The sequence below is a fragment of the Streptomyces sp. ISL-36 genome (assembly GCF_018614205.1).
Classification (GTDB): Bacteria; Actinomycetota; Actinomycetes; order Streptomycetales; family Streptomycetaceae; genus Streptomyces.
Genome location: NZ_JAGGOS010000204.1, coordinates 1 through 25,085 on the forward strand (window position 1 = coordinate 1; position 25,085 = coordinate 25,085).

The following is a 25,085-nucleotide window of genomic DNA, read 5'->3' on the forward strand; positions in this document are numbered from 1 at the left end:
AGTGAAACCGGGAGGCTAGCGGTCTTTGACGCAGCGAGGGTCGGAGCGCAGAGTTGGCGTAGGCGGGCGCAACCGCCTTCCGTCTGATGGTCACATCATCCGCCGTCGTATTCCTGGACGGTGCGGTCACGGTGCTTGCAGGGTATTTCGCCTGGTGGATCCGCCGCCGAGTGACCTGACAGCTCCGGCGCCCACGATGGGAGCACCCGCGAGGGTCAGCTGGGTCCCGGTTGACCCTCGCGGCGTCGACAGGGCCCTCTCGCCATTCAAGATCGACCTCGCCGATATCGGCTGCGCCGTTGGCCCCCAAGGCCGGTACAGACACCGGCCCGCCAGCACGGGGTTCACCTCGGCTCCGCCCGGGCCTGGTCGGAGGCGTCCGCCGGGGTGCGGGGACGGGGCACTGGGAGAAGCGGCGCGAGGTCGAGTCGCTTGTCCATCTCCAGGCGGAAGGTGCCGTACGGGTTGATGTTGGACCAGAACAGCGCGGTGAGCCCGCGCCGGTCCTCGTCCGAGAGCTTCTTCGCCCAAGCCGGTTCGGCGAGGACCTGCTGAAGCAGCAGCGTGTTGACGTGCACGAGCGCGGACTGGAGCAGGTGCAGGGCGAGCATAGAGGTCTCGGCGTGTTCCTTGTCAGGGCCGGTAAGCGCACCGTCCTTGCCGTAGTGGAGCACGGTGTTCGCCGAGTTCCAGTTCTCCACGACCTGGAGCCCGCCATGGATCTCCCGGCGCAGGCCGGGAGCGGCGAGGTAGTCGCAGGCGAAGACCGTACGGACCGCGCGGCCGAGTTCTTCGAGCGCGGCGTACGTGGGGTGCTTGGGCCCTCCGCGAGTGAAGCGCCGCAGCACCTGCTCCGCCTCCGCCGTCCCCAGCCGCAGCGCAGTGGCGTACTTGACCATCTGGTCGTACTGCTGCTCGATCAGGTCCCACCTGATGGCCCGGGTCAGGGAGGAGCCGAGCGCCGGCCAGCCGGGCGGGTCGTCGTCCGGGCGGTACAGGCGGATACTGCCGATGTTCTTCAGCCGGGGCAGCAGCCGGCAGTTGAGCAGCTCGGTGAAGGCGAACCCGACCACGCTCGCGCCGTGTGTGTCGACGTAATTCGACTCGATCTCGGCGTCCGTGCAATGCCGAAGCAGGCCCTCGATCATCGCCGCGACCTCGGACGACGAACAGCTCTTGAGCTGGGAGTAGATACAGACGTTCTTCTTCTCGACGTGCCAGTACACCATCACGCCGTTGCCGCCGTAGCGGGCGTGGTACTCGGTCATGAAGTTCGAGGACCAGGACCCGAACTTCTTCGAGTCCGAGGCGCACGCCGTCCCCTGCCCCCACCATGCGGTGTCCCGGGCGGCGAAGGTGGCGTTCACCAGCTTCGTCACGGCGGCCCGCAGGTTGTCGACGGTGATGAAGTGCCGGCGCACGTGCCGCAGCGCCGCCTCGCTCTCGCTGTGCTCGCCGGTCGCCACGATCGCGCGGATGCCCATGTTGGTGCCCAGCGCGAACAGCGCGAGCAGCAGGCGGCGCTGGAGGGTGGCGCGGTCGATGCGCTCGTACGCGGCGACCGAGGAGAACTCGTCGGTGAACCCGGAGAGGAAGTCGGCGTTCTTCAGCACGTCCAGGAGGTCGAGCACGCCCCAGCGGCGTACGACTTCCTCCTTCAGGGCCGTCAGGCCCGTGGGCTCGTCCAGCTTCTCCAGCTTCGGCACGGTGATCCATGGCTCGCCCTTGCGGGTGGTGACCTTCACTCCGCCCGCCGAGCCGTCCGCGAGCGCGGCGGACAACCGGTCCAGACCGTCGGTCATCTGCCGCTTCAGGCCGCTGATGAACTCAGCGGGGTCCTGGGGCTGGCGGATCGCGGCGTAGTGCACGGTGCGGGTGGCCTCGAAGTCTCCGGGCAGATCGTCCTCCGGATTGCACCACCGCCTCCCGCCGTCGACGTAGATCTCACGGCGCCGGATCGCCTCCCGCAGCGCCACCAGGACGCACAGTTCGTACGGGATGCGCTCGACCTTGCCCTTGTCGTCGACGACGGCCTCGCGCCAGTCGTTGCGTACGACGCCGTCCATCGGCACCTCATCGGCGGCGTCGTAGAAGCGGGTCTTGCCGTCGACGCCGGCGTACTTCTCCAGCAGTCGCATCGCGTCCATCACCGGCCGGTAGGCAGTGTTGTTGCACTTGAAGCCCAGCGTCTTCAGCAGAGGCGGCAGCATCTGCCGGTAGTACGAGCTGTACGACGACCGCAGGGTGGTGCGGACCTTGGCCTTGAAGACCTTCTCGTTCGCCTTCGCCTCGGCCACCAGGTCGCGCAGCGTCCTCTCCCCGACCACCGGGTACAGCGCCGTACGCACCACCTCGTCCGGCTTGCCGATCGCCGCATCGGCGAGCTTGAAGAGGATGCCCTCCTTGCCCCGCACCTTCTTCAGCTCCGCCGTCAGCTGCCGCTCCACCCGCCGCTCGGCACGGGCGTTGATCTTGTGGACCAAAGCCACCAACAGCTCCACCAGCGCGTCCGTGATCTCCGCCTGACGGGAGGAGCACAGCGCGGCAAGCAGAGTGATCCGCACCTCCTCACTCGTGTCACGGAAGTCTGAGGGGTACATCTTGATCGCCCGCGCGCGCCATGCGGCCAGCAGTTTCTCCGAGCAGTCCGCAAACAGCCCGTCGGGCAGACCGAGTTTGCGGACATCGTTCAGCTTGGTGATCTCCGTCAGCAGCGACTCCAGCCCGACCGCGCCCGGGTCGCGCTTGAGCGCGGCCAGCAGGGCGGTGCCGTCCTCGTTGTCCTCCCCGACCAGAGCCAGCAGCCGGGCCGTGCCCACGGCGCCCAGGCGCTCGATGGCTCGGGTGCAGAACGCCTTCTCCCACCGGCCCCGCGCGGCGACCAGGACCTTCTCGATCCGGGTCCGGCCCGGAGGCTCGATCTTCCTCTCCCGGCACTCGACCACCAGGGCCTCACGCTGCCGGTCCTCGACCAGCTCGACCGGGCACACCTCCACGGCCAGCCACTCCGTCAGCTGTTCCTCGTCCGCGAGCGTCGACGGCCGGAACCCCAGCGCCTCGCGGATCTGCTTCCGGTGCCGCTTCGCGCCCGCCAGGTCGTACTTCGCAAGCTCGGCCGCCGGCACCTTGACCAGACCGGCGACGTAGTCGATGGCAGGCTGCGGGAACTCCTCGATGAACTCCGGGAACCGGCCTTCGATCTCGAAGAACTTGAGCATCAGGCAGAAGCCGAGCCGGGTCGTGCCGGACTTGTTGGCCACCAAGTCCCAGTCGCCATCCACCAGCGTCCAGCACGCCACAACGTCTTCCGGCGACCACTCCTGTCGCACACCAGCCCCTTGCCGTCGAACTGTCGGTTCATCCGATCAGCCAACGACAGGGCCCAGTAGCAGGAAACGGCAGGCCCAGACCCGTCAGAACCTACCGGCTGGTTACTTGTTCCCTGGTGTCTGAGCTAGGACTACAGGGCCGAATACGCCTGGCCGCTCGCCGATCGGAGAACTCCAACGACAGCGCCTGGCTGACCAACGCGGACCGGCCGCTGACCGGCTACGAACGGATCTTCGGCACCCTCGGCACCCCGCGCTCGCTGCGCACCCGCGGCGGGATCGAGGACGTGGCGGCGATGGCCGCCAAGGGCCGGCTGACCGTGGCGGACCTGCAGAGCCAGCAGTTCGCCAACCGGGCACCGGCCGGTGATCTGGCCGCCGCCGACGCGGCGCGGGCCTGCGCCTCGGTCCTCCCCGACGACCAGGAGGCCTGCCGGGTGATCGGCGCCTGGGACCGGACCGTGAACACCGACAGCAGGGGAGCGCTGCTCTTCGACCGGTTCTGGCGGAAGTTCACCAGTGGGGTGCCCCTGCCGGAACAGTGGAAGGTGCCGTTCTCGGCGGCCGACCCGGTCCGCACCCCGCACACGCTCAACACCGCGTCTCCCGGGTTCGCCAAGGCGCTGACCGGCGCGGTCGCGGAGCTGCGCGCGGCCGGCATCCCGCTGGACGCGCCGCTCGGCGCCCACCAGTTCGTGGTCCGCGGTGACAGGCGCATCCCGCTGAGCGGCGGCACGGAGGCGCTCGGAATCTGGAACAAGACCGAGCCCGTGTGGAACGCGGCGGGCGGGGGCTACACGGAGGTGGCGCACGGCACGAGCCATGTCCAGGCGGTCGGCTGGGACGGATCGCGCTGCCCGGTGGCCCGCACCCTGCTGACGTACTCCCAGTCGTCCAATCCGCGGTCGGCCCACTTCAGCGACCAGACCGAGCTGTACGCGCAGGAGCGCTGGGTGACCTCGCGGTTCTGTGAGAAGGACATTCTCCGGTCGCCGCAGCTGAGGGTGGTGCGCGTCAGGGGCTGACCGAGAGGAAGACGAAGGCGGCGAAGATCGACAGATGGACGCCGCCCTGGAGGAGAGTGGCTCGTCCGGGCACCACGGTCAGCGCGCTCACCACGGCGGTGAGCACGAGCAGGACCATGTGGACGGGGCCAAGGCCCAGGACCAGGGGCCCGGACAGCCAGATCGAGGCGAGCGCGATCGCCGGGATCGTCAGGCCGATGCTGGCGATCGCGGAGCCGTAGGCGAGGTTGAGGCTGGTCTGCATGCGGTCCCGGCGGGCCGCGCGGAGGGCGGCGAGCGTCTCGGGAAGCAGCACCATCAGGGCGATGACCACGCCGACGACGGCCTTGGGCAGTCCCGCCGACTCGACGCCGTTCTCGATGGTGGGCGAGACGAGCTTGGCGTTGCCGACGACGGCGACCAGGGCGAGGACGAGCAGGCCGAGGCTGGCCCAGGTCTCCCGGTCGGAGGGCGGCTCGGCGTGGTCGGCCGCCCCCGGCACCCCCTGGCCCTCGCGCGCGACCGGCAGGAAGTAGTCGCGGTGCCGGAACGTCTGGACGGCGACGAACACCCCGTACAGACAGAGCGAGGCGACGGCGGCGAATGCCAGCTGGGCGCTGGAGAACTCGGGGCCGGGGTGGCTCGTCGTGAAGGAGGGCAGGACCAGCGTCATCGTGGCGAGGGTGCAGACGGTGGCCAGTGCGCCGCCCGATCCCTCGGCGTTGAAGACGGCGACGCGGTTGCGCAGCGCCGCGACGAGCAGGGAGAGACCGACGATGCCGTTGCAGGTGATCATGACGGCGGCGAAGACCGTGTCACGGGCGTAGGTGGAGGCCTTCTCGCCGCCGCCCGCCATCAGGGTGACGATCAGTCCGACCTCGATGACCGTGACGGCGACGGCGAGGACGAGCGAGCCGAAGGGCTCGCCGACGCGGTGGGCGACGACCTCGGCGTGGTGGACGGCCGCGAGGACGGCGGCGATGAGGCAGAGCGCGATGAGCGCGACGGCGAAGCCGGGCAGATCACGCCCCCAGCCGAGCCCGAGGGCCACGGCCGCCACCACCGGCCCCCACGTCGTCCACTGCCGTGTCAGCCTCGCCGTGCTCGAAATCATGATCAGCATACTGCCACAAAGGGGGCATACAGCGGCTCGGCGCGGTCGGCCGTCGGGGCGAGAACCGTCCGTGCGGCGGCCGAGCCGGTCCGGCGGACACGTGCGCTACAGCGGGCGTTCGTGCCCCTCCCAGTACGGTGCGCGCAGTCGCCGCTTGTAGAGCTTGCCGTTGGGGTCGCGGGGCATGGACGTGACGAAGTCGACCGACTTGGGGCGCTTGTAGCCGGCCAGGCGCTCCGCGCAGTGGGCGAGCAGGGCGGCGGCGAGGGCCTCGCCCGGCTCGTGGCCCTCGGCCGGTTCGACGACGGCCTTGACCTCCTCGCCCCAGTCGGTGTGCGGGATGCCGAAGGCGGCGGCGTCGGCGACCGCGGGGTGGCTGAGCAGGGCGGCCTCGATCTCGGCGGGGTAGATGTTGACGCCACCCGAGATGATCATGTCGATCTTGCGGTCGCGGAGGAAGAGATAGCCGTCCTCGTCGAGGACACCGAGGTCGCCCACGGTGAAGAAGTCGCCGATGCGGCTCGACGCCGTCTTCGCCTCGTCCTTGTGGTAGCTGAACCCGCCGGTGGTCATCTTCATGTAGACCGTGCCGAGTTCACCGGGCGGCAGACGGTTGCCGTCGTCGTCGAAGACGGCGAGCTCACTGATCGGCCAGGCCCTGCCCACCGTGCCCGGCTTCTTCAGCCAGTCCTCGGCCGTGGCGAAGGCGCCACCGCCCTCGCTCGCCGCGTAGTACTCCTCCACGCAGCTCCCCCACCACTCGATCATGGCCCGCTTGACGTGGTCGGGGCAGGGCGCGGCGCCGTGGATGGCATGGCGCATCGAGGAGACGTCGTACCGGCCGCGCACCTCCTCCGGGAGGGCGAGAAGGCGGTGGAACTGGGTCGGGACCATATGGGTGTGGGTGCAGTCGTGGGCGTCGATGAGCCGCAGCATCTCCTCGGGCGTCCACTTGTCCATGAGGACCAGCGGATGACCGATGTGCAGGGAGGCGCCCGCGAACTGCAGGACGGCCGTGTGGTAGAGCGGCGAGCAGACGAGGTGGACGTTGCCGCCGAAGGGCCTGATGCCGAAGATGCCGAGGAAGCCTCCGAGGTACGTCTCCTCGGGGAGCTTGCCGGGCAGCGGGCGGCGGATTCCGCGCGGGCGGCCCGTGGTGCCGGAGGTGTAGTTCATGACCCAGCCGAGGGTGCGGTCTTCGGGCGCGGACTCCGGCTGGCCGTCGAGGAGTTCGGCGTACGGACGGAATCCGGGGATCTCCCCGACCGCGTGACGGTGGGTCGCGGGCAGGGCCGCTTTGTCGGCGGCGGCTTTCGCGGCGGCCGCGAACCGCTCGTGGGCGATGAGCACCTTGGCGCCGGAGTCGGTGACGATCCAGGCGATCTCGGGCCCGACCAGGTGGTGGTTGACCGGGACGAGGTAGAACCCGGCCTGGGAGGCGGCGAGATAGGCGGTGAGGAACTCGACGCCGTTGGGCAGGACGACGGCGAAGGCGTCGCCTCGCTCCAGGCCGGCCGCGCGCAGTCCGTGGACCAGCCGGTTGACGTCGGCGTGGAGCCGCCCGGCGGTCCACTCCTCGCCGTCGGGGGCGATCAGGACCGTACGGGCCGGGTCGGCGGTGGCCTGGGACCAGAAGCCGTTGAGTTCGCTCACGGTGCGCTCCGTCCGGCGATGCGGTTGATGCGGTCGACGGCCTTCTCGAAGCCGCGGGTGAGCTCGTCGAAGACCTGCTGGACGCTGCGCTCGGCGTTCATCCTGCCGACGATCTGCCCGACGGGGGTGCCGAGCAGCGGCTCCACCTCGTACTTCTGGATGCGTGAGACGGCCTCGGCGACGAGCAGTCCCTGCAGCGGCATGGGCAGGGTGCCGGGCCCGTCCGGGTCGTCCCAGGCGTCGGTCCACTCGGTACGCAGCTGGCGGGCGGGTTTGCCGGTCAGGGCGCGGGAGCGGACGGTGTCGCCGGAGCCGGCGGCGAGGAGTTTGGCGGTCAGCGCGCGGGAGTGGAGTTCGGCCTCGGTGGTGGTGAGCCAGAGGGAGCCGAGCCAGACGCCCTGGGCACCGAGCGCGAGGCCGGCGGCGATCTGTTCTCCGCTGCCGATGCCGCCGGCGGCGAGGACCGGCAGCGGGGAGACGGCGTCGACGACCTCGGGGGTGAGGACCATGGAGGCGATCTCGCCGGTGTGCCCGCCGGCCTCGTAGCCCTGCGCGACGACGATGTCGATGCCGGCGTCGGCGTGGTGGCGGGCGTGCCGGGCGCTTCCGGCGAGGGCCGCGACGAGGACGTCGTGGTCGTGGGCGCGCCGGACCACGTCGGCGGGCGGGGAACCGAGCGCGTTGGCGAGGAGCTTGATGGGGTAGTCGAAGGCGACGTCGAGCTGGCTTCGGGCGACCTGTTCCATCCAGCCGGTGATGCGCCACCCGGAGGCCTCGCCCTCGGCGAGCTCGGGGACACCGTGCTTGGCGAGGGTCGCGCGGACGAACTCCCGGTGACCCTCGGGGATCATCGCCTCCACGTCCGCCTCGCTGACGCCCTCGACCTTCTTCGCCGGCATGACGACGTCGAGGCCGTAGGGCAGTCCTTCGGTGTGGTCCTGCATCCAGTCGAGGTCGCGGGCGAGGTCGTCGGGCGCGGTGTAGCGCACCGCTCCGAGGACGCCGAATCCGCCGGCTCTGGTGAGGGCGGCGGCCACCGCGGGGAAGGGCGTGAAGCCGAAGATGGCGTGCTCGATCCCCAGTTTTTGGCTCAGCTCCGTCTTCATGGGCGGCAGGATGCCGCAGTGCGCCGGACGAGGGAAGAGGTTTTCTGATGCAGTGTCAGATTCTTTGCTCTGCCGCCCGCTTCCTTGATGCCCCCTCACCCCGGTAAGAAAGTTTCAGTCGTTCCGGGTGTGGCCGAAGGATTCTTTCAGTCCGGTGGGAGAGGGTGGGCATGACGGAGGAAGCGGCAGAGGGTTCGACGGGCCGGGGAATGAGCCGCCGCGCGTTCGGCGGCCGGGCGCTCGTCCTGGGAGGTGCGTTGGTGGTCGGTTCGATTCCGGGGGCCGCCGCGGCCTCCGCACCCGATCCCGGAGGCCACGGGCGGACGACGCTGCGGCACGGCTCCGCGGAGCACGCGGGGCTGCTGCCCGGGCATCTGGACCGGCTGGTCGCCGACGCCGAGGCGTTCCTCGGCCCCTCCCCCCGGCACCCGTGGTACGCGGGCGCGGTACTGCTGGCCGGGCGGGGCGGCACGGTCGCGCTGCACCGGCCGATCGGCACGGCGGTGCGGTACGCGGGCTACGACGAGAAGACGGACAGGGGCATCGAGCTGCCGGCGGAGCAACAGATCGCCATGGCCGAGGACACCGTCTTCGACCTCGCGTCCGTCTCCAAGCTGTTCACCTCGATCCTTGCGGTCCAGCAGATCGAGCGGGGCGCCCTGGAGCTGGAGGCGAAGGTCGCGGCGTATCTGCCGGAGTTCGGCGGTGGCGGCAAGCAGGACGTCACGGTCCGTCAGCTGCTCACCCACACCTCGGGGTTCCGCGCCTGGATCCCGCTGTACAAGGAGCCGACGAGGGAGGGGAAGCTGCGGCTGCTGTGGAACGAGGCGCCGACCAGTGCGCCCGGTACGAAGTATCTGTACTCCGACCTGAACCTGATCTCGCTCCAGCTGATCCTGGAGGAGATCACCGGTCACCCTCTGGATGTACTGCTCCACGACGAGATCACCGCTCCGCTCGGGATGCACCGAACGCGCTTCAACCCCCCGCTCTCCTGGCGACCGAAGATCGCGGCGACGGAGGACGCCCGGCTTCCCTGGTCGGGCCTCGACCGCGGGATGGTCTGGGGTGAGGTCCACGACGAGAACGCCTACAGCCTCGGCGGCGTCGCCGGCCACGCGGGCGTCTTCTCCTGCGCCTGGGACCTCGCCGTGCTCGCCCGCACGCTCCTCAACGGCGGGGCCTACGGCCGCGCCCGCATCCTCTCCCCCGAGTCGGTCGCGCTGATGTTCACCGACTTCAACACCGCCTTCCCCGGCGACGAACACGGCCTCGGCTTCGAGCTCCACCAGCACTGGTACATGGGCGCGATGGCCACCCCGCACACGGCGGGGCACACCGGCTTCACCGGCACCAGCCTGGTCCTGGACCCGACGACCGACGCCTTCCTCGTCCTGCTCGGCAACTCCGTCCATCCGGTACGCACCTGGCGCTCCGGCTCCGCGCCCCGGGTCGCCGCCGCGAACAACCTGGCCCGCGCGGTGCCGGTCCGCCCGGCGCGAGGCCGGACGGCCTGGTTCTCGGGGATGGCGAGCGCCACGACCGCCACCCTCACCCTGCCGCCGATGGCGGTCGCCTCCGCACGGCTGGAGTGCTCCCTGTGGTGGGACACCGAGCCGGGTACGGACGCCGCCTTCCTGGAGGCGTCGCAGGACGGCGGAGCGAGCTGGCGACCGGTGCCGTTCACCACCGCACGTGCGGGAGGACAGCCGCAGCCGCACCCGGCCGGGTCGGTGAGCGGCTGGTCGGGCCGCGTGTGGCACGAGGCGGCGGCCGATCTGCCGACCGGGGGCACGCGGGAACTCCGTCTGCGCTGGCGGTACACGACCGACCAGCGCTATGTCGGGCGCGGGGTGTACGTGGACGGGCTGCGGATCCTCGACCCCGCGGGGCGCCCGCTCTTCGACGGCACCCGCCCGGCGGACGCGTCCCGGATCGAGGCCGTGGGCTGGACCCTGTCGGAGGACTGAAGGCGGGCGCCGGGCCGGACCGCACGCCGGGCCGGAACCGGACGCTGGGTCAGAACCGGACGCTGGGTCAGGACCGGGCGCCAGGTCGGGACCGCACGCCGGGCCGGAACCGGACGTCGGGTCGGGGCGAGCCCCGGTCAAGGCCGGGCCGCCGGGCCAGGGGCGAGCCCCGGTCAAGGCCGGGCCGCCGGGCCAGGGGCGAGCCCCGGTCAAGGCCGGGCCGGGGGCGGCTCTGCCGGGCGAGTTGCCGTGGGTCGCTCAGCCGCTCGGTTCGGCCGCGTCCCGCAGCGCCGCCAGGACCGGGCTGATCAGCGGGTGCTCCTCGGCTCCGCGCCGTACCGCCGCGAAGACCCGGCGGGTGGGCGCCACCCCGTCCACCGGACGGATCAGCACGTCGTCGAGCTCCATCCCGCGCAGCGCCGAGCGCGGGACGAGCGCCACGCCCGCACCGGCGGAGGCGAGCGCGACGACGGCCCGGAAGTCGTCGGAGGAGTGCTCGAGGCGGGGCGCGAAGCCGGCGTACTCGCAGGCCAGGACGGTGACGTCGTGGCAGGGGTTGCCTGCGGACTGTCCGATCCACGCGTCCTTGGCGAGGTCGGCGAGGGCGACCCGCTCACCGTCGGCGAGCCGGTGCCCGAGCGGCAGGACGGCGTCGAAGGGCTCCGCGTAGAGCGGTACGCGGGTGAGCCGGGCGTCGTCCTCCCCGGGGGCGCCCCGGTACTCGACCGCCACGGCCACGTCGACCTGCCGGTCCAGGACCATCAGCAGGCTCTCGTCGCCCTCGGCGTCCCGCACCCTGACCCGGATGCCGGGCGCGGTCCGGGCGAGCCCGGTGATGGCCGGGGCGACGACCAGTCCGATACCGGTGGCGAACGCGGCCACCGTGACCGTACCGGCCTCGCCGGATCCGTAGGCGGCGAGTTCGGACTCGGCCCGTTCCAGCTGGGCCAGGACGGCGTTGGCGTGGCTGAGCAGGATCTCGCCTGCCGGGGTGAGCCGCGCGCCGCGGGCGCTGCGCTCGACCAGCCGGTGTCCGGTCTCCTGCTCCAGCGCGGCGAGCTGCTGGGAGACCGCGGACGGGGTGAGGTAGAGCGCGGCGGCAGCGGCCGTGACCGTGCGGTGGTCGGCCACCGCACGGAGGATGTGCAGCCGCCGCGCTTCGATCATGCCCCTAGTCTCGCAGGGCGGCGCGGGCGTCGACGAACGCGTCGACCGCGCGGTTGACGTCCTCGGTGGAGTGCGCCGCCGACAGCTGCACGCGGATACGCGCCTGGCCCTGGGGAACCACGGGGTACGAGAAGCCGATCACGTACACGCCCCGCTCCAGGAGGAGCTCCGCCATCCGCCCGGCCTCGGACGCGTCGCCGATCATGACGGGGGCGATGGCGTGGTCCCCGGGGAGGATGTCGAAGCCTTCCTCGGTCATACGGGAGCGGAACAGCGCGGTGTTGGCGCGCAGGCGCTCGCGCAGGTCGCCGGCCGACTCCAGGAGGTCGAGGACCTTGAGGGAGGCGGCGGCGATGACCGGGGCGAGGGTGTTGGAGAAGAGGTACGGGCGGGAGCGCTGGCGCAGCAGGGCGACGATCTCGGCGCGGGCGGCGACATAGCCGCCGGAGGCGCCGCCGAGAGCCTTGCCGAGGGTGCCGGTGATGATGTCGACGCGGTCCATGACGCCGTGCAGCTCGGGCGTGCCGCGTCCGCCGGGGCCGACGAAGCCGACGGCGTGCGAGTCGTCGACCATGACCATGGCGTCGTGGCGCTCGGCCAGGTCGCAGATCTCGTCGAGCGGGGCGACGTAGCCGTCCATCGAGAACACGCCGTCGGTGACGATCAGCTTGCGGCGGGCTCCGCCCTCGGTCGCCTCCTTGAGCTGCTGCTCCAGGTCGGCCATGTCGCGGTTGGCGTAGCGGAAGCGGTGGGCCTTGGAGAGGCGGATGCCGTCGATGATGGAGGCGTGGTTGAGGGCGTCGGAGATGACGGCGTCCTCGGGACCGAGGAGCGTCTCGAAGACGCCGCCGTTGGCGTCGAAGCAGGAGGAGTACAGGATCGTGTCCTCCTGGCCCAGGAAGGAGGACAGCCTCGCCTCCAGCTCCTTGTGCACCTCCTGCGTACCGCAGATGAAGCGGACGGACGCCATGCCGTAGCCCCAGCGGTCGAGCGCCTCGTGGGCGGCGGCGACCACCTCGGGGTGGTCGGCCAGGCCGAGGTAGTTGTTGGCGCAGAAGTTGAGCACCTCACCGGGCTGTCCGCCGGCGGTGACGGCGACGGTGGCGGACTGCGGCGTGCCGATGACGCGCTCGGGCTTGTGCAGCCCGGCGGCGCGGATCTCGTCGAGGGTGGTACGGAGGTCGTCGCGTACGGAGGAGAACATGGTGGGTTCCTTAGAGGAGATCAGACGAGAGGAGATCAGACGGTCCAGTCGAGGATGATCTTGCCGCCCTTGCCGGAGGCGGCGTCGTCGAAGGCGGCCTCGAAGTCGCGGTAGTCGTACCGGCCGGTGATCACGGGGGCGAGGTCGAGACCGCCCTCCAGGAGCACGGACATCGCGTACCAGGTCTCGAACATCTCGCGGCCGTAGATCCCCTTGATGGTGATCATGGAAGTGACGATCTTCGCCCAGTCGACGGCGAAGTCCTCGGCGGGCAGGCCGAGCATCGCGATCTTGCCGCCGTGGGTCATGTTGGCGACCATGTCGCGCATCGCGCGCGGGTTGCCGGACATCTCCAGGCCGACGTCGAAGCCCTCCTTGAGGCCGAGCGTGCGCTGGCCGTCGGCGATCGTCCGCTCGGCGACGTTCAGCGCCAGCGAGACGCCCGCCTTGCGGGCCAGGTCCAGGCGCTCCTCGCTGACGTCGGTGATCATGACATGGCGGGCACCGGCGTGCTTGGCGACGGCGGCGGCCATGATCCCGATCGGGCCGGCGCCGGTGACCAGCACGTCCTCCCCCACCAGCGGGAAGGAGAGAGCGGTGTGCACGGCGTTGCCGAAGGGGTCGAAGATCGCGGCGACGTCGAGGTCGACGGGGACGCGGTGCACCCAGACGTTGGACGCGGGCAGGGCGACGTACTCGGCGAAGGCACCGTCGCGGCCGACGCCGAGGCCGACGGTGGCGCGGCACAGGTGGCGGCGGCCGGCCAGACAGTTGCGGCACTTGCCGCAGACCAGGTGGCCCTCGCCGCTGACCAGGTCGCCCACCGCGATCTCGGCGACGTCACGGCCCGTCTCGACGACCTCGCCGACGAACTCGTGGCCGAGGGTGAGCGGCGTGGCGATGGTCCGCTGCGCCCAGCCGTCCCAGGAGCGGATGTGGAGGTCGGTGCCGCAGATACCGGTCCGCTTGACCCTGATCAGTACGTCTCCGGTGCCGATCTCCGGCTCCGGCACATCCGTGAGCCAGAGTCCCGGCTCCGCCTTCTGCTTGACCAGTGCCTTCAATTCCGTGGCTCCCGCCGTGCGTGTCCTGTGACGTGCGGGGTCCCGGCGCGGATGTGCACCCAAGATCCCTGAAGGGAATCTTCCGTATGTCGGGCTCTGGGTCCATCGAGGTTTTCTTAAGCGCGGTCGCAGATCAGCTTCACGCCCCTGATGGGGGTGGGCCGCGGGTCAACGCCCGAGCGCCGCCATCGCCGCATTGTGGCCGGGGATGCCGCTGACCCCGCCGCCCCGGACGGCGCCCGCTCCGCAGAGCAGGACGTTGGGGTGGATGGTCTCGACGCCCCAGCGGCCGGTGCTCTCCTGCGCGTACGGAAAGGAGAGGTCGCGGTGGAAGATGTGGCCGCCGGGCAGGCGCAGTTCGCGTTCGAGGTCGAGCGGGGTCTTGGCCTCGATGCAGGGCCGGCCTTCGGCGTCGAGGGCGAGGCAGTCGGTGAGCGGCTCGTCCAGGACGGCGTCGAGTGCGGCGAGGGTCGCCTTGAGGAGCGCCCCGCGCGCGGAGTCGTTGTCGGTGGTGAACAGGCGGGCCGGGGCGTGGAGTCCGAAGAGGGTGAGCGTCTGGTGGCCGCGCTCGGCGAGGTCGGGGCCGAGGATGCTCGGATCGGTCAGGGAGTGGCAGTAGATCTCGGAGGGCGGCGTGCTCGGCAGCCGTCCGGCGGCGGCCTCGGCGTACGCGGCGGCGAGCTGCTCGTACCCCTCGGCGATGTGGAAGGTCCCGGCGAACGCCTCGCGGGGGTCGACCGAGCGGTCGCGGAGGCGTGGCAGCCGGGTGAGCAGCATGTTGACCTTGAGCTGGGCGCCTTCGGCGGGCGGTGGGGGTGTCTCGCCGAGGAGAGCGGCCAGGGCCTGCGGGGAGGCGTTGACGAGCACGTGCCCCGCGGCGACGGTGCCCTCGCCGTCGGCGGTGCGGTAGGTGATCTCGGCGCGGGTGCCGTCGGTCTCGATCCCGGTGGCCTCGTGACCGGTGCGGATCTCGGCGCCCGCCGCGCGGGCGGCGTCCGCGAGGGCGTCGGTGAGGGCGCCCATGCCGCCGACGGGGACGTCCCAGTCGCCCGTACCGCCGCCGATGACGTGGTAGAGGAAGCAGCGGTTCTGGAGCAGGGTCGGGTCGTGGGCGTCGGCGAAGGTGCCGATGAGGGCGTCGGTGAGGACGACACCGCGGACGAGGTCGTCGGCGAAGGTCTCCTCGACGGCGACGCCGATGGGCTGCTCGAAGAGCATCCGCCAGGCGGTCTCGTCGTCGATGCGGGCGCGCAGTTCGTCGCGGGTGGGCAGCGGCTCGGTGAGGGTGGGGAAGACCCGCTCGGCCAGCTGGCCGGTACGGCCGTAGAACGCCTGCCAGGCCTCGTACTCCCGGTCGGAGCCGGTGAGCGCGGCGAACGAGGCGCGGGTGCGGCCGGGGCCTCCGCCGACGAGCAGCCCGCGGTCCCCCTTCGGGGTGTACGAGGAGATGGACCGTTTCCGCACGGCGAACCGGATCCCCAGCTCCCGCACGATCTTCGGCGGCAGGAGCGAGACCAGGTAGGAGTACCGGGAGAGCCGGGCGTCGACCCCGGCGAAGGGCCGTGTGGAGACGGCGGCGCCGCCGGTGGACCCGAGGCGTTCCAGGACGAGGACGGTGCGTCCGGCGCGGGCCAGGTAGGCGGCGGCGACCAGTCCGTTGTGGCCACCGCCGACGATGACGGCGTCGTACGAGCGCTGTGCGGTCATGTCTCTTGCTAGCACGCGAAGATCACCGACGGAACCCCACGGTCCGCCCGACACGGCCGGGACCTTGCGCCGGGTACGCGGGTCACTGTGCTGGGGTGAGCAGCCGGCGAAGGGCCGTCGGTGTGCTGCCGAGGTACTGGCGCATCGTGCGGGTGAGGTGGGCCTGGTCGGCGTAGCCGAGGTCGGCGGCGAGGGTGCTGAGGCTGTTCTCGCCGGCCTCCAGTCGGTCGAGGGCCCGGCCGATGCGGACGCGTTGGCGGTAGTGGGTCACCGTCACGCCGAGTTCGCGTGGGAAGGCCCGGCTCAGGCGGTAGGGGGAGACGCCGAGCAGCTCGGCGAGCGAGAAGAGCGTGTCCGACGAGGGGTGGGCTGCGGTGATCGCCTCGCGGGCGGCCGCGACGAGGGGCCGGTCGCGCCCAAAGGGCGTGGGAGCGAGCGGGGTCGGTCCGGTCGCGGTGCGGCCGATGGCGGTCGACAGGAGGGCCAGCAGTTCCTCGCAGAGCGCGTAGTCGATGTCTCCGGAGCGTGCGGCGGCGAGCATGCGGCGGTGGGCGAGGTCGAGGTGCGGATCGACGTAGACGGCCTGGGCGGCCGGTGCTTCGGCGTCTCCGGCAAGGGAGCGCCACAGCTTCGGTGTCACGCTGATCGACGTGCAGACGTCGCCGCCGGTGGGGTGGGCGAAGCTCTCCTCCTCGCCCGGTGCGCCCACGTAGGCCAGGGTCGCGTCGATGTCGGCCGGGTCGCCTGCGGCTCTCCGGCGGAACCGTCCGCGGCGCACGAGCACCACGCGGTGGTCGGCGCGCACCTCCAGCGCCGACCAGCGGGTGTGGTCGGAACGGCAGGTCACCGCGCTGATGCTGAAGTCGGGGCGGCTGGCAACAGAACTGGCTGTGAGCACCTGTCGCACGCTACGTGGCGGGTCTGACAACCGCGCCCCATCGCAAGGATCTTCAAGACCGGGGCCGGCCGCCGGGAGGACGCTTGCGGAGTGCGAGGGCCTGACGCGTTCCTCGTACGTGTTGCGTTCGTCCCCCTATCGATCCATCGATTCCCAGGAGACATCGGCATGTCCGTTCCGAAGCAGCTCAGCACGGTCGTCGTCGACTGCGCCGACCCGGCAGCGCTCGCCACGTTCTATCAGAAGGCCACCGGGTGGGAGCTCACCCACAGCGACCAGGACTTCGCCTCCCTGGGCAGCGGCACCCCCGTCCAGCTCGCCTTCGTCCGCGTCGACGGTTACGAGGCGCCGGGCTGGCCCGGCGGCGCGAAGTACATGCATCTCGACTTCACCGTCGCCGACTTGGAGGCCGCGGCCGAGGAACTGCTCGACCTGGGTGCGTCCCGGCCCGATTTCCAGCCGGGCGAGGGCCAGTGGATCGTCCTCACCGACCCCGAGGGCCACCCGTTCTGCCTCACCACCGCCTCGGCCGGCGACTGACCGTTCCAGACGACTGACCGTTCCAGACGAGAAGGGACAGATCCATGGCATCCATCCACCGCGAAATGCTGATCGACGCCACACCCGACCAGGTGTGGGCGGCGGTCCGTGACTTCGGAGAGATCCACCACCGCCTCGCACCGGGGTTCGTCACCGACACCCGCGTCGACGGCGGCGTCAGGACCGTCACCTTCGCCAACGGCTCTGTGGTGCGCGAACTCATCGTGACATCGACGATGAGACCCGGCGCATCGCCTACGCCGTGGTCGGCGGCTCCCTGGAGCCCACGCACCACCACGCTTCCATGCAGGCGCTCGCCGGCGAGGAGAACCGCAGCCTCTTCGTCTGGATCACCGATGTGACGCCGGACAGCCTCGGTGCGCCCATCGCCGAGATGGTCGATCAGGGACTCCGCGTCATCAAGCACACCCTGGACCGCGAGGCCACCCCGATCGGCTGACCGGCGGCACCCCGCCAGGACCAGCGTGCAGCCCGGACCACGGAGCGTTCCGGGCTGCACGCCGCCGCACATGGCCGGCCCAGCAGCCCACGCCGTGCCTCCCGGCGAGGCGTCGTCGACGGTTCCGGTCTCGGCCGCGCCCTAAGGAGCGCTCTGCTGCCCGTCCCGGGGGCGTGGGGCCGTCGACGGGCGGCGGAGCTCCGCCGCTTCGGTGGGGCGGCCGAGTTGTTCCAGGCAGTGCGCCTCGTCGTCGCGGGCGCTCAGGGTGTCGGGATGGTGGGCGCCGAGCGTGCGTGCGCGGGCCTCGGCCACCTGGCGGTAGGCCGTCAGGGCCTCCTCCCAGCGGTCCAGCCAGCCCAGGCCGACGGCGACCTCGCGGCGGCTGATCAGGGTGTCGGGGTGGTCGGCCCCCAGGACCCGTGCGCGGACGGCGCACACCTCCCGGGCTTCCTTCACGGCCTCCTCCCAGCGGGAGAGGCGGCCGAGGTTGACGCCGATGCCGTGGCGGGCCCGCAGCGTCTCGGGGTGCTCGGGTCCGTGGACCCGCGTGCGGGCCTCGGCCAGGTCGCGGTAGAGGTCCAGGGCCTCGGCGCCGCGGCCGAGCCTGCCCAGACAGATCCCGACCTCGTAGCGGGCGGCGAGGGTGTCGGGATGGTCGGCCCCGAGGACGGTGACACGCGCCGCGGCGACCTCGCGGTAGGTGGCGAGCGCCTCCTGCCAGCGCCCCAACCGGCCGAGGGTGTACGCCACCTCGTACCGTGTCACCAGGGTGTCGGGGTGATGGTGGCCGAGCACCCGGGCACGTGCCCGGGCGACTTCGAGCGCCATCCGGTACGACTCCTCCAGGCGTCCCAGCCGGCCCAGGTTGAAGGCCAGGTTGTGGCGGCAGCGCAGGGTGTCGGGATGGTCGTGGCCCATGGTGCGCTCGCGCGAGGCGAGCACCGCCGCGTACACCTCGTGCGCCTCGAAGTGCCGCCCGAGCCGGCCGAGCACGTACGCCGTCTCCTGGCGCGCGGCCAGCGTGTCGGGGTGGTCGGCCCCGAGGACGCGCTCGCGGGCCTCGGTGACCTGGGCGAACGCGCGCAGCGCCTCCGCCGGCCGGGCGAGCCGACTGAGCGCGAAGCCCCACTCGTACTGGCTGGTGAGGGTGTCGGGGTGGTCGGGGCCGAGCACGCGCCGGCGGTCCTCGACGACCGAACGGTGCACGTCCTCGGCCTCGCCCCAGCGGCCGATTCGGCCGAGGCCGAGCCCCGCACGGTGCCGGCCGGCGAGGACGGCGAGCAGTTCGGGCGGTGCGGTTGTGTCCGGGGCGCGAACCGGCGCGGCGGCCCCGGGGTGGCGGTCCGGCGTGGTGGCCCCCGAGTCGCGGGCCGGCGCGGTCGTGCCAGGGTCGCGGTCCGGCGCACGGACCACTCCTGAGGCGGTCGTCCACTCCCCGGTGAGCCCGACGGCCGGGTCGTAGGCCGGCGCACCGGGCGCGAGGAAGGCGGCGGTGGCCTTGTGGCCGGTGGTCATCCTCCGGGCCCAGGACGGGAGCCGGGGCGCGGGTGTGGAGATCTCCGGCAGGCGCAGGGGCGCGGGCGACGACATCTCCGGCACAGGGAGGGGCGCGAACACGGGCACCGGCATCGGCACCGGTGCGGAGCGGGCCGAGACGATTCGGCGGCGCAGATCGGTCGCGTCGGTGGGCCGCCCCTCCGGTGTCTTGGCGAGGAGGTCGAGGACGATCCGGTCGAGGTAGTCGGGCAGTTCGGCCCGGTGGGTGCGGAGCGGTTCGGGCGGTGTGTCGCGGTGGCCGACGAGGATGGCCCAGGCGTCGTCGAGGTCGAAGGGCGGGGCGCCGGTGGCGATCTCGTACAGCACGCATCCCAGGGAGTACAGATCGCTGCGGTGGTCGACCTCGCCGCCGCTGATCTGCTCCGGTGACATGTAGTGCGGGGTGCCCATGGCGATGCCGGTGCCGGTGAGGCGCGAGGTGAAGCCGATGTCGGCGCCGAGGCGTGCTATCCCGAAGTCGCAGATCTTCACCGCGCCGTCGCCGAGCCGCATGATGTTGGCGGGCTTGAGGTCGCGGTGCACGATCCCCTGGCGGTGCGTGTAGGCGAGGGCGTCGGCGACCTGCTCGGCGATGTCCACGACGTCCTGCACCGGCAGCGGGTGCTGCTGGTTCTCGTCGAGGAGCTGGCTGAGGTTGTGGCCCTCCAGGAGCTCCATGACGAGGAAGAGCACGCCGTCGGACTCGCCGAAGTCGTGGACGACGGTGACCCCGCGGTGCTGGAGCGAGGCGGCGACGCGTGCCTCGCGCCGGAACCGTTCGCGCAGCACCTTCACGAAGTTCGCGTCCTGCTGCGGTCCCAGCGGCTTGAGGCACTTGACCGCGACGCGGCGGCCGAGCGACTCGTCGGTGGCCCGCCACACCTCGCCCATGCCGCCGCGCCCGATCACGTCGTGCAGCCGGTACCGGCCCTGGATCAGCCTGGTTTCCGCCATCGCGTGCTGTCGCCCCCGTCGATTCGCTGCGCCCTCCCCGGCCGGTCCAGTATGGCCGCCTGGCTGCGGAGTTTGTACGGGGCGGGGCGGGCGGCGGGGCCGAGACGCGCCATCGCTTTCAAGATGTGACCTGGCGGCAGCCGCCAGCGCAGCCGGGCGGGGACGCAGCGCAGCAGATTGCCCACGGCGGTGAGCTGATACGTCACGGTGTCGGGCGGCGGGGCGGGCCGTCCGTACAGCTGGTGGGCGTAGAGGGGCAGGGAGTTGTACGCGAGTGCGGCCACGCGCCGCCAGATCAGCTCGCGCGCCGGTACGAGTGCGGGTGTGATCGGGGGCCGGCGCAGGAAGGCGTCGACGGTCCGCGCGTCCTCGCCCGCGGTGAGCCGGGGACGTACGGCCCGGAAGTACTCGGCGAGTTGCCCGGTGGTCGCGGGCACCCGATCCGGGTCGAGCCCGACGAGGCGGGCGGATGCCCGCTGTTCGTCGATGTAGCGGTCGGCCTGGGCGGGGTCGAGCGCGATGCCGGACCGGCGGACGACGGAGAGGTACGAGTCGACCTCTGCGCAGTGCACCCAGAGCAGCAGCTCGGGGTCGTCGACCCCGAGCAGCCGGTGGATCCTGCGCACCCGGGCGCCGGCCGCCTCCGCGGCTTCCGTGGTGCCGTAGCTGAGCGTGCCGACGAAGTCCGCTGTCCGCAGGAGGCGGCCCCAGGCGTCGCGCCGGAAGTCACTGTTGATCACGACGCCGCGGACGGCCACGGGGTGCAACGCCTGCAGGAACAGGGCGCGCACCCCGGCGATCCACATCACCGGGTCGCCGTGCAGCTGCCAGGTGACGGAGTCGGGGCCGAAGAGCCCGGGGTCGGCGTCCTGCCTCATGGCGTCAGGCTACGCCCGACGCGAGCACCGGACGCCGACCGGGGGCGTGGAGTCAGCGCCAGATCGTCTGGATCGAGTCGAACTGGACCCAGGTGATCGGGTTGCCGGTGTTGGCGCCGTAGACGCTCACCGATCCGGCGGTGTTGACCTCGAAGCGACAGGCGTTGATGCCCTGGCTGTTGTTGCGCGGCGCGGCGGCGCGCGTGTACCAGGTGGGCTTCAGGCCGCCGGGCATCGTGGCGATCTTGGCGTCGGCGGTGAGGTTGCAGGTGACCGCGCCCCGCGCCTGGAGGAAGGTGGTGCCGGCGATGGTGATGATGCGGACCTGCGGGGTCGCGCCGACCTGAGCGGTGATGCCGGGTTCGAGGATGAGGTCGGCCCACTCGCCGGCCTCGACGCCACCGGTGGCGGCGGCCGCCGGGGCCGCGGTCAGCAGGCTGCTCGCGGTGAGGGCGGCGGGCAGGGCGAGGGCGGCACCGAGGATGCTGCGGCGGTTCTGGGACATGGTCGATCGTCTCCTTGACGAGCCGTGGGAAAAGAAAGGAAGGGGGTGCCCGAGGGCGGCGGCGTCAGCGCCAGACGGCGCTGAAGTTGTCCAGCTGGGCCCAGGTGATGACGTTGGTGGTGCGGCCTCCGTAGAGCCGGAGCTGCCGGTCCGAGTCCGCCTCGACGCGCGCGACGCAGAAGCCGGCGCTGTTGTTCCGGGACACGTTCGCCCGGGCGACCATGCTCGGCGTGAGGGAGTCGGGCAGGGTGGCGATGATGTCGTCGGCGTCGAAGGTGCCCTTCACGCCGCCGCTGAGCTGGAGCGTCGTGGTGCCGGCGATGCTGATGAGCCGGCCCTTGGGGGCGTTCTGGTCCGCGGTGACCCCGGCGGCGAGGGTGAGGGGCTGCCAGTCGGTGAGGACCTTCACGCCGTCGATCTCCGGCGCGCCGGAGAAGGACAGGATGGTGCAGGTGCGCGGACCGGGGTCCTCGCAGGCGAAGCCGAAGTGGAGGTGCGGGACGCCGTCGCGTACGGAGACGGCCATGCCCTCGGGCTCGCGGTACTCCAGTCCGGGAGCGGCCAGGACGTGCTGCTGGTCCAGGACGGCGCCGGTGGCCCAGTCGACCGCGGTCAGATAGGTGTTGCCCGGGAACGGGTTGGCCGGGTTGTCGGCGGCGATGGCCTGTCCGGCGAGCATGTAGAGGACGCCGCCGAGGGAGGCGTACCCCTGGAAGACGCCGTTCGGGTCGGGCTGGGGTATGCGGGCGAGGGGTTCCCACACGCCGGCCGCGGCCTTGGCGAGGTCGTACGACTCGTACTTCATGCCGCTGAGGTTGAAGCGGACGACGAGCCGGTTGGTGGTGGGGTCGATGGTGCAGGTGACACCGGTGGCCCCGGCCGCGGGCGTGTACGGCGTGGCGTGCAGTGAGGAGCCGTAGTCCAGGACCGTGTTGCTGCGGAACTGGAAGTGGGTGATCGCCGTTCCGTAGCCTTCGTCCTTGCTGTTGGGCTTGGAGGCGGTCTCGGTCCACAGGTAGGAGACGCCGGCCCGGTTCTCGACGGCCATGGAGACGCCGTGTCCGAAGCCGCGCAGGTACATGAAGCCGGTGATCGCGCCGGCCGGGGAGAGCCGGGTGACGCACAGGTCGCCGTGGGAGACGCGGTCGGCACCGCTGACCGGTGCCGACTCGCCGCTGAGGGTGAGGCCACCCTGCACGACCTGGAGTACGAAGATCTCACCGGTGACCGGGTCGATGCCGAACGACTGCATCACCGTGGAGTTCTTCAGCGGGCGCCGGTGGAGCAGCTTGCCCACCGGCCCCGCGAGGTCTATCTGTCCTTCAACGCTGACGCTCAACGCCGCGGCTCCTTGTCGTTCTTCTGCTCGTTCTTCGAGGTCGGACCGGCGACAGTGTGCCAAAGCCTCGCGGCGGTCGTGACCACGAGGGTGGCCGGACGGCCCGCGAGGGCGGCCCCGAGGCGCCGCCCTCGCGGGCCGTCCCTCTGGCCTTGCGCCTACATGTCGGGTTCGTCGGTCCAGGTGGCGGACTCGACGAGCCAGCCGCCGGAGCCCGTGCCGAGCTGGAAGGTCGTGCGTCCCCACCCGGTGAAGGGGGCGCCGTCGCGGACACCGCGCCTGAAGCAGAGCGAACTGCGCAGCGCCCGGCCGGCGGTGATCACGGTCGTCCAGGACACCTCGATCTCGTCGAAGTCGGTCAGCTCGGCGACGTTCAGGAGCCCGTGGCGGGACGCCAGGAACTCCTCGACGCCCATCCGCTCGACCCGGCCGTCCCCGTCGACCCGCTCGATGACGGCGTCGGGGGCGAGGACGGAGCGCGCCGCCGCGAGGCTCACCGGTTCTCCGCCGGAGCGGCTGAACGCGGAGAAGAACGTCGCGGACACCGCGTCGACGGCCCGCTCCTCGGCCGACCGCGGCGCCGTCCTGCGCCACTCGGTGGCGAGGACGGCGAACTGCGAGTCGTTGCACCAGGCGTTCTTGAGGTAGGAGTTCTGCCGCATGACGGACTCGTGGCGCATCCCGATGCGGCGCATGAGGGCGGCGGAGGCGACGTTCTGCACGTCGCAGACGCCGTACACCCGGTGCCAGCCGAAGCTGTCGAAGGCGATGTCGAGCGCCGCCGTGACCGCCTCGGTGGCGATGCCGGTGCCCCAGACGTCCGGGTGGAAGGCGAAGCCGACCTCGCCGGTCGCCGGTTCGCGGTCGTCCCGCCGGAGGAAGACCTCGCCGACGACGCGGCCCGGCTCGGTCTCGACGGCGAGGCCCAGCCAGTCCCCCGGCGTGGCGAGCGACTCGCCGCCGATCAGGCGCTCCAGGGTCTGGGCGGTCACCTCCCGGGTGTGGGGCTCGTGCGGCAGGTAAAGGGCGACCTCGGGCAGCGAGCGGTGCGCGTGGACGGCCTCGAGGTCGTCGGCGCGTACAGGTCGCAGGTGGAGCCGCTTCGTCCGTACCGGGTACTCCGGGTGTACGGGGGCGGTGTCCATCGGGGTGGCCGGCGGGTTCGCCATCGGATCTCCGTTCGCTCAGGTGTACGCACAGTCTGCCGCCACCCGGTCGGGTCGCCCCGCCGAGGGCCCCAAGACTCAGACACGGCGCAGGACATGGAGCAGGTACTCCTTCCGGTCGAGCGGATTGTGGTCCGTGCGGGGCCGGGTGGGGACGACCTCGCCGGTGACGGGTCGGTAGTGGGCGAAGGCGCTCTCCAGGACGCCTTCGCCCTGGGTGAGGGAGGGCAGGCGCCGCTGCAGGTCGTGCACGCGGGCCGCCGGTACGTCTCCCTCTAGGACGACGGAACGTCCGTGCTGGGCCGTCGCTTCCGGCAGGGCGCGCAGCCGCGTGAGGACGGGAAGGATCGTGTCGAGGGTGTCCTCGGGGATCTCGAGCCGGAAGCGGTGGATCGGCTCGTGCACCTGTGTTCCCGCCTCCAGGAGCGCGCCCATCAGGACGAGGGGCGTGAGATGGCGGAAGTCGCCCGCGGTGCTCGACATGCTCTTGTCGAACGTGCCGTGCGCGTGGCTCTGGCGCGCCAGGTAGCGGGAGTGGGTCAGGGTGACGGCGCAGTCGGGGATCCGCCAGCCGTGGAGGCCTTGCCGGAGCGTCTCGACGACGGTCTCCTGGACCGCCTTGAGGAACGCGAGCGGGAGCGAGCCCAGTTCGATGCCGAGGTGGAACGCCACGCCGCTGCCGGCCGGGGCAGGGGCGACGCGCAGTCCGATCGTGGCGAGGAAGGGGTTGCCGTCCTTCCCGAGGGCCTCGACCGCCGCGCCCGTGCCGGTCAGCCGCTCGACGCAGAGGGTCGTGGTCTCGCGGAAGGTGACGCCGATGCCGTACTCCTCGGCGAGCGTCGCCTGGATCACCTCCTTCTGCACCTCGCCGTAGAGGGAGAGGTGCGTCTCCTGCCGTACCTCGTCCTGGCGCAGGCCGATCAGCGGGTCCTGTTCCGCGAGTCGGGAGAGAGCGGCATGGAGCCGTCCGCGGTCCGAGGGCCGGTCGGCGACGACCACGGTCTCCAGGGTCGGCGGCGCGAAGTGGCCGAGCACGCCGAGCCGTGGGGCAAGGCCTCCCGGCCTGCCGACGGTGTCTCCGATGCGGAGTGCGCCCAGGCCGTGGAGTCGGGCGATCCGTCCGGCCGACACGGCGTGCGCACGGGTGGCGGACCCGTGGTCGAAAACGTCGAGGGAGGTGACCTTGCCCTCGCCCGGCGGGTCGCCCGGTTCTCCGCCGCGGAATTCCACGGTGTCCCGGACGCGTACGGTGCCGGAGAGCAGGCGTACGTACGCAATCTTCTCGCCCGCCGGGCCGCGCTCCATTTTGAAGACGGTGCCGAACAGCGGCCCTTCACCGTCCCCCGGCGCGGTGGGCAGGAATTCCGTGATACCGGAGATGAGTTCACCGATCCGGGCGCCGGTGATCGCGGAGCCGAAGAAGACCGGATGGCTCCGTACGTCCGCGGTCTGCCGCGCCAATTCCTCCCTTAGTACTCCAGCTGTAGATCG

At 71.6% G+C, this 25,085-nt stretch carries 19 protein-coding genes and 1 pseudogene; 5 read left to right on the forward strand and 15 right to left on the reverse strand.

The window, feature by feature from the left end; genetic code table 11:
- Positions 1-344 precede the first annotated feature (344 nt).
- Complete coding sequence (locus tag J7E93_RS35875; protein ID WP_215074225.1) at positions 345-3,329, reverse strand: Tn3 family transposase; 2,985 nt, start codon at positions 3,327-3,329, stop codon at positions 345-347.
- Positions 3,330-3,496: 167 nt separating this feature from the next.
- On the opposite strand from J7E93_RS35875, the pseudogene J7E93_RS35880 reads away from it, so the two are divergent.
- Positions 3,497-4,354: pseudogene (locus tag J7E93_RS35880) on the forward strand (penicillin acylase family protein); the annotation flags it as partial.
- On the opposite strand, the gene J7E93_RS35885 reads toward J7E93_RS35880, so the two are convergent.
- The 3 genes from J7E93_RS35885 to J7E93_RS35895 form a co-directional block, all read right to left on the reverse strand.
- Positions 4,344-5,447, reverse strand: a complete 1,104-nt coding sequence (locus J7E93_RS35885) for a calcium:proton antiporter (protein WP_215074226.1) — start codon at positions 5,445-5,447, stop codon at positions 4,344-4,346. The pseudogene J7E93_RS35880 and the gene J7E93_RS35885 overlap by 11 nt on opposite strands.
- 105 nt (positions 5,448-5,552) lie before the next feature.
- Positions 5,553-7,100, reverse strand: coding sequence for an acyl-CoA synthetase (locus J7E93_RS35890; protein WP_215074227.1), 1,548 nt, complete (start codon positions 7,098-7,100; stop codon positions 5,553-5,555).
- Positions 7,097-8,206 (reverse strand): nitronate monooxygenase family protein, encoded by a 1,110-nt coding sequence (locus J7E93_RS35895; RefSeq protein ID WP_215074228.1) that lies wholly within the window; start codon positions 8,204-8,206, stop codon positions 7,097-7,099. The genes J7E93_RS35890 and J7E93_RS35895 overlap by 4 nt, the downstream gene beginning before the upstream one ends.
- 170 nt (positions 8,207-8,376) lie before the next feature.
- Here J7E93_RS35895 and J7E93_RS35900 point away from each other — a divergent pair, with 170 nt between their 5' ends.
- Positions 8,377-10,176, forward strand: a complete 1,800-nt coding sequence (locus J7E93_RS35900; protein WP_215074229.1) for a serine hydrolase — start codon at positions 8,377-8,379, stop codon at positions 10,174-10,176.
- Between the two features lie 258 nt (positions 10,177-10,434).
- On the opposite strand, the gene J7E93_RS35905 is transcribed toward J7E93_RS35900, so the two are convergent.
- From J7E93_RS35905 to J7E93_RS35925, 5 genes are all read right to left on the reverse strand, one after another.
- Entirely contained in the window at positions 10,435-11,343 is a 909-nt protein-coding gene (locus J7E93_RS35905) for a LysR family transcriptional regulator (protein WP_215074230.1), read from the reverse strand.
- 4 nt (positions 11,344-11,347) lie between these two features.
- Complete coding sequence (locus tag J7E93_RS35910; protein ID WP_215074231.1) at positions 11,348-12,547, reverse strand: glycine C-acetyltransferase; 1,200 nt, start codon at positions 12,545-12,547, stop codon at positions 11,348-11,350.
- Between the two features lie 35 nt (positions 12,548-12,582).
- The gene (gene tdh, locus J7E93_RS35915; RefSeq protein WP_215074232.1) at positions 12,583-13,611 is read right to left on the reverse strand and encodes an L-threonine 3-dehydrogenase; all 1,029 of its coding nucleotides are present in this window, start codon (positions 13,609-13,611) and stop codon (positions 12,583-12,585) included.
- Between the two features lie 168 nt (positions 13,612-13,779).
- Positions 13,780-15,318 (reverse strand): NAD(P)/FAD-dependent oxidoreductase, encoded by a 1,539-nt coding sequence (locus J7E93_RS35920; RefSeq protein WP_215074233.1) that lies wholly within the window; start codon positions 15,316-15,318, stop codon positions 13,780-13,782.
- Positions 15,319-15,400: 82 nt separating this feature from the next.
- Complete coding sequence (locus tag J7E93_RS35925; protein WP_215074234.1) at positions 15,401-16,216, reverse strand: AraC family transcriptional regulator; 816 nt, start codon at positions 16,214-16,216, stop codon at positions 15,401-15,403.
- Between the two features lie 168 nt (positions 16,217-16,384).
- Between J7E93_RS35925 and J7E93_RS35930 the strand changes: the two genes are divergently transcribed.
- From J7E93_RS35930 to J7E93_RS35940, 3 genes are all read left to right on the forward strand, one after another.
- Positions 16,385-16,756 (forward strand): VOC family protein, encoded by a 372-nt coding sequence (locus J7E93_RS35930; protein WP_215074235.1) that lies wholly within the window; start codon positions 16,385-16,387, stop codon positions 16,754-16,756.
- Between the two features lie 65 nt (positions 16,757-16,821).
- Entirely contained in the window at positions 16,822-17,118 is a 297-nt protein-coding gene (locus J7E93_RS38485; protein WP_374105480.1) for an SRPBCC family protein, read from the forward strand.
- Complete coding sequence (locus J7E93_RS35940) at positions 17,061-17,216, forward strand: hypothetical protein (protein WP_215074243.1); 156 nt, start codon at positions 17,061-17,063, stop codon at positions 17,214-17,216. Before J7E93_RS38485 ends, J7E93_RS35940 begins: the two co-directional genes overlap by 58 nt.
- 141 nt (positions 17,217-17,357) lie before the next feature.
- Here the strand turns inward: J7E93_RS35940 and J7E93_RS35945 are convergent, their stop codons facing one another.
- From J7E93_RS35945 to J7E93_RS35970, 6 genes are all read right to left on the reverse strand, one after another.
- Complete coding sequence (locus J7E93_RS35945) at positions 17,358-19,706, reverse strand: serine/threonine-protein kinase (protein WP_215074237.1); 2,349 nt, start codon at positions 19,704-19,706, stop codon at positions 17,358-17,360.
- A complete protein-coding gene (locus J7E93_RS35950; protein WP_215074238.1) occupies positions 19,688-20,584 on the reverse strand; it encodes an oxygenase MpaB family protein in 897 nt (298 codons plus the stop codon). The genes J7E93_RS35945 and J7E93_RS35950 overlap by 19 nt, the downstream gene beginning before the upstream one ends.
- A 52-nt stretch (positions 20,585-20,636) precedes the next feature.
- The gene (locus J7E93_RS35955; RefSeq protein WP_215074239.1) at positions 20,637-21,089 is read right to left on the reverse strand and encodes a hypothetical protein; all 453 of its coding nucleotides are present in this window, start codon (positions 21,087-21,089) and stop codon (positions 20,637-20,639) included.
- Between the two features lie 64 nt (positions 21,090-21,153).
- Positions 21,154-22,428: a Tat pathway signal sequence domain protein gene (locus tag J7E93_RS35960; RefSeq protein ID WP_215074240.1), complete on the reverse strand. Its 1,275-nt coding sequence runs from the start codon at positions 22,426-22,428 to the stop codon at positions 21,154-21,156.
- A 158-nt stretch (positions 22,429-22,586) separates the two neighbouring features.
- Complete coding sequence (locus J7E93_RS35965) at positions 22,587-23,597, reverse strand: GNAT family N-acetyltransferase (protein WP_215074241.1); 1,011 nt, start codon at positions 23,595-23,597, stop codon at positions 22,587-22,589.
- 75 nt (positions 23,598-23,672) lie between these two features.
- A partial coding sequence (locus J7E93_RS35970) for a GTP-binding protein (protein ID WP_215074242.1) occupies positions 23,673-25,085 on the reverse strand: 1,413 nt, incomplete at its 5' end.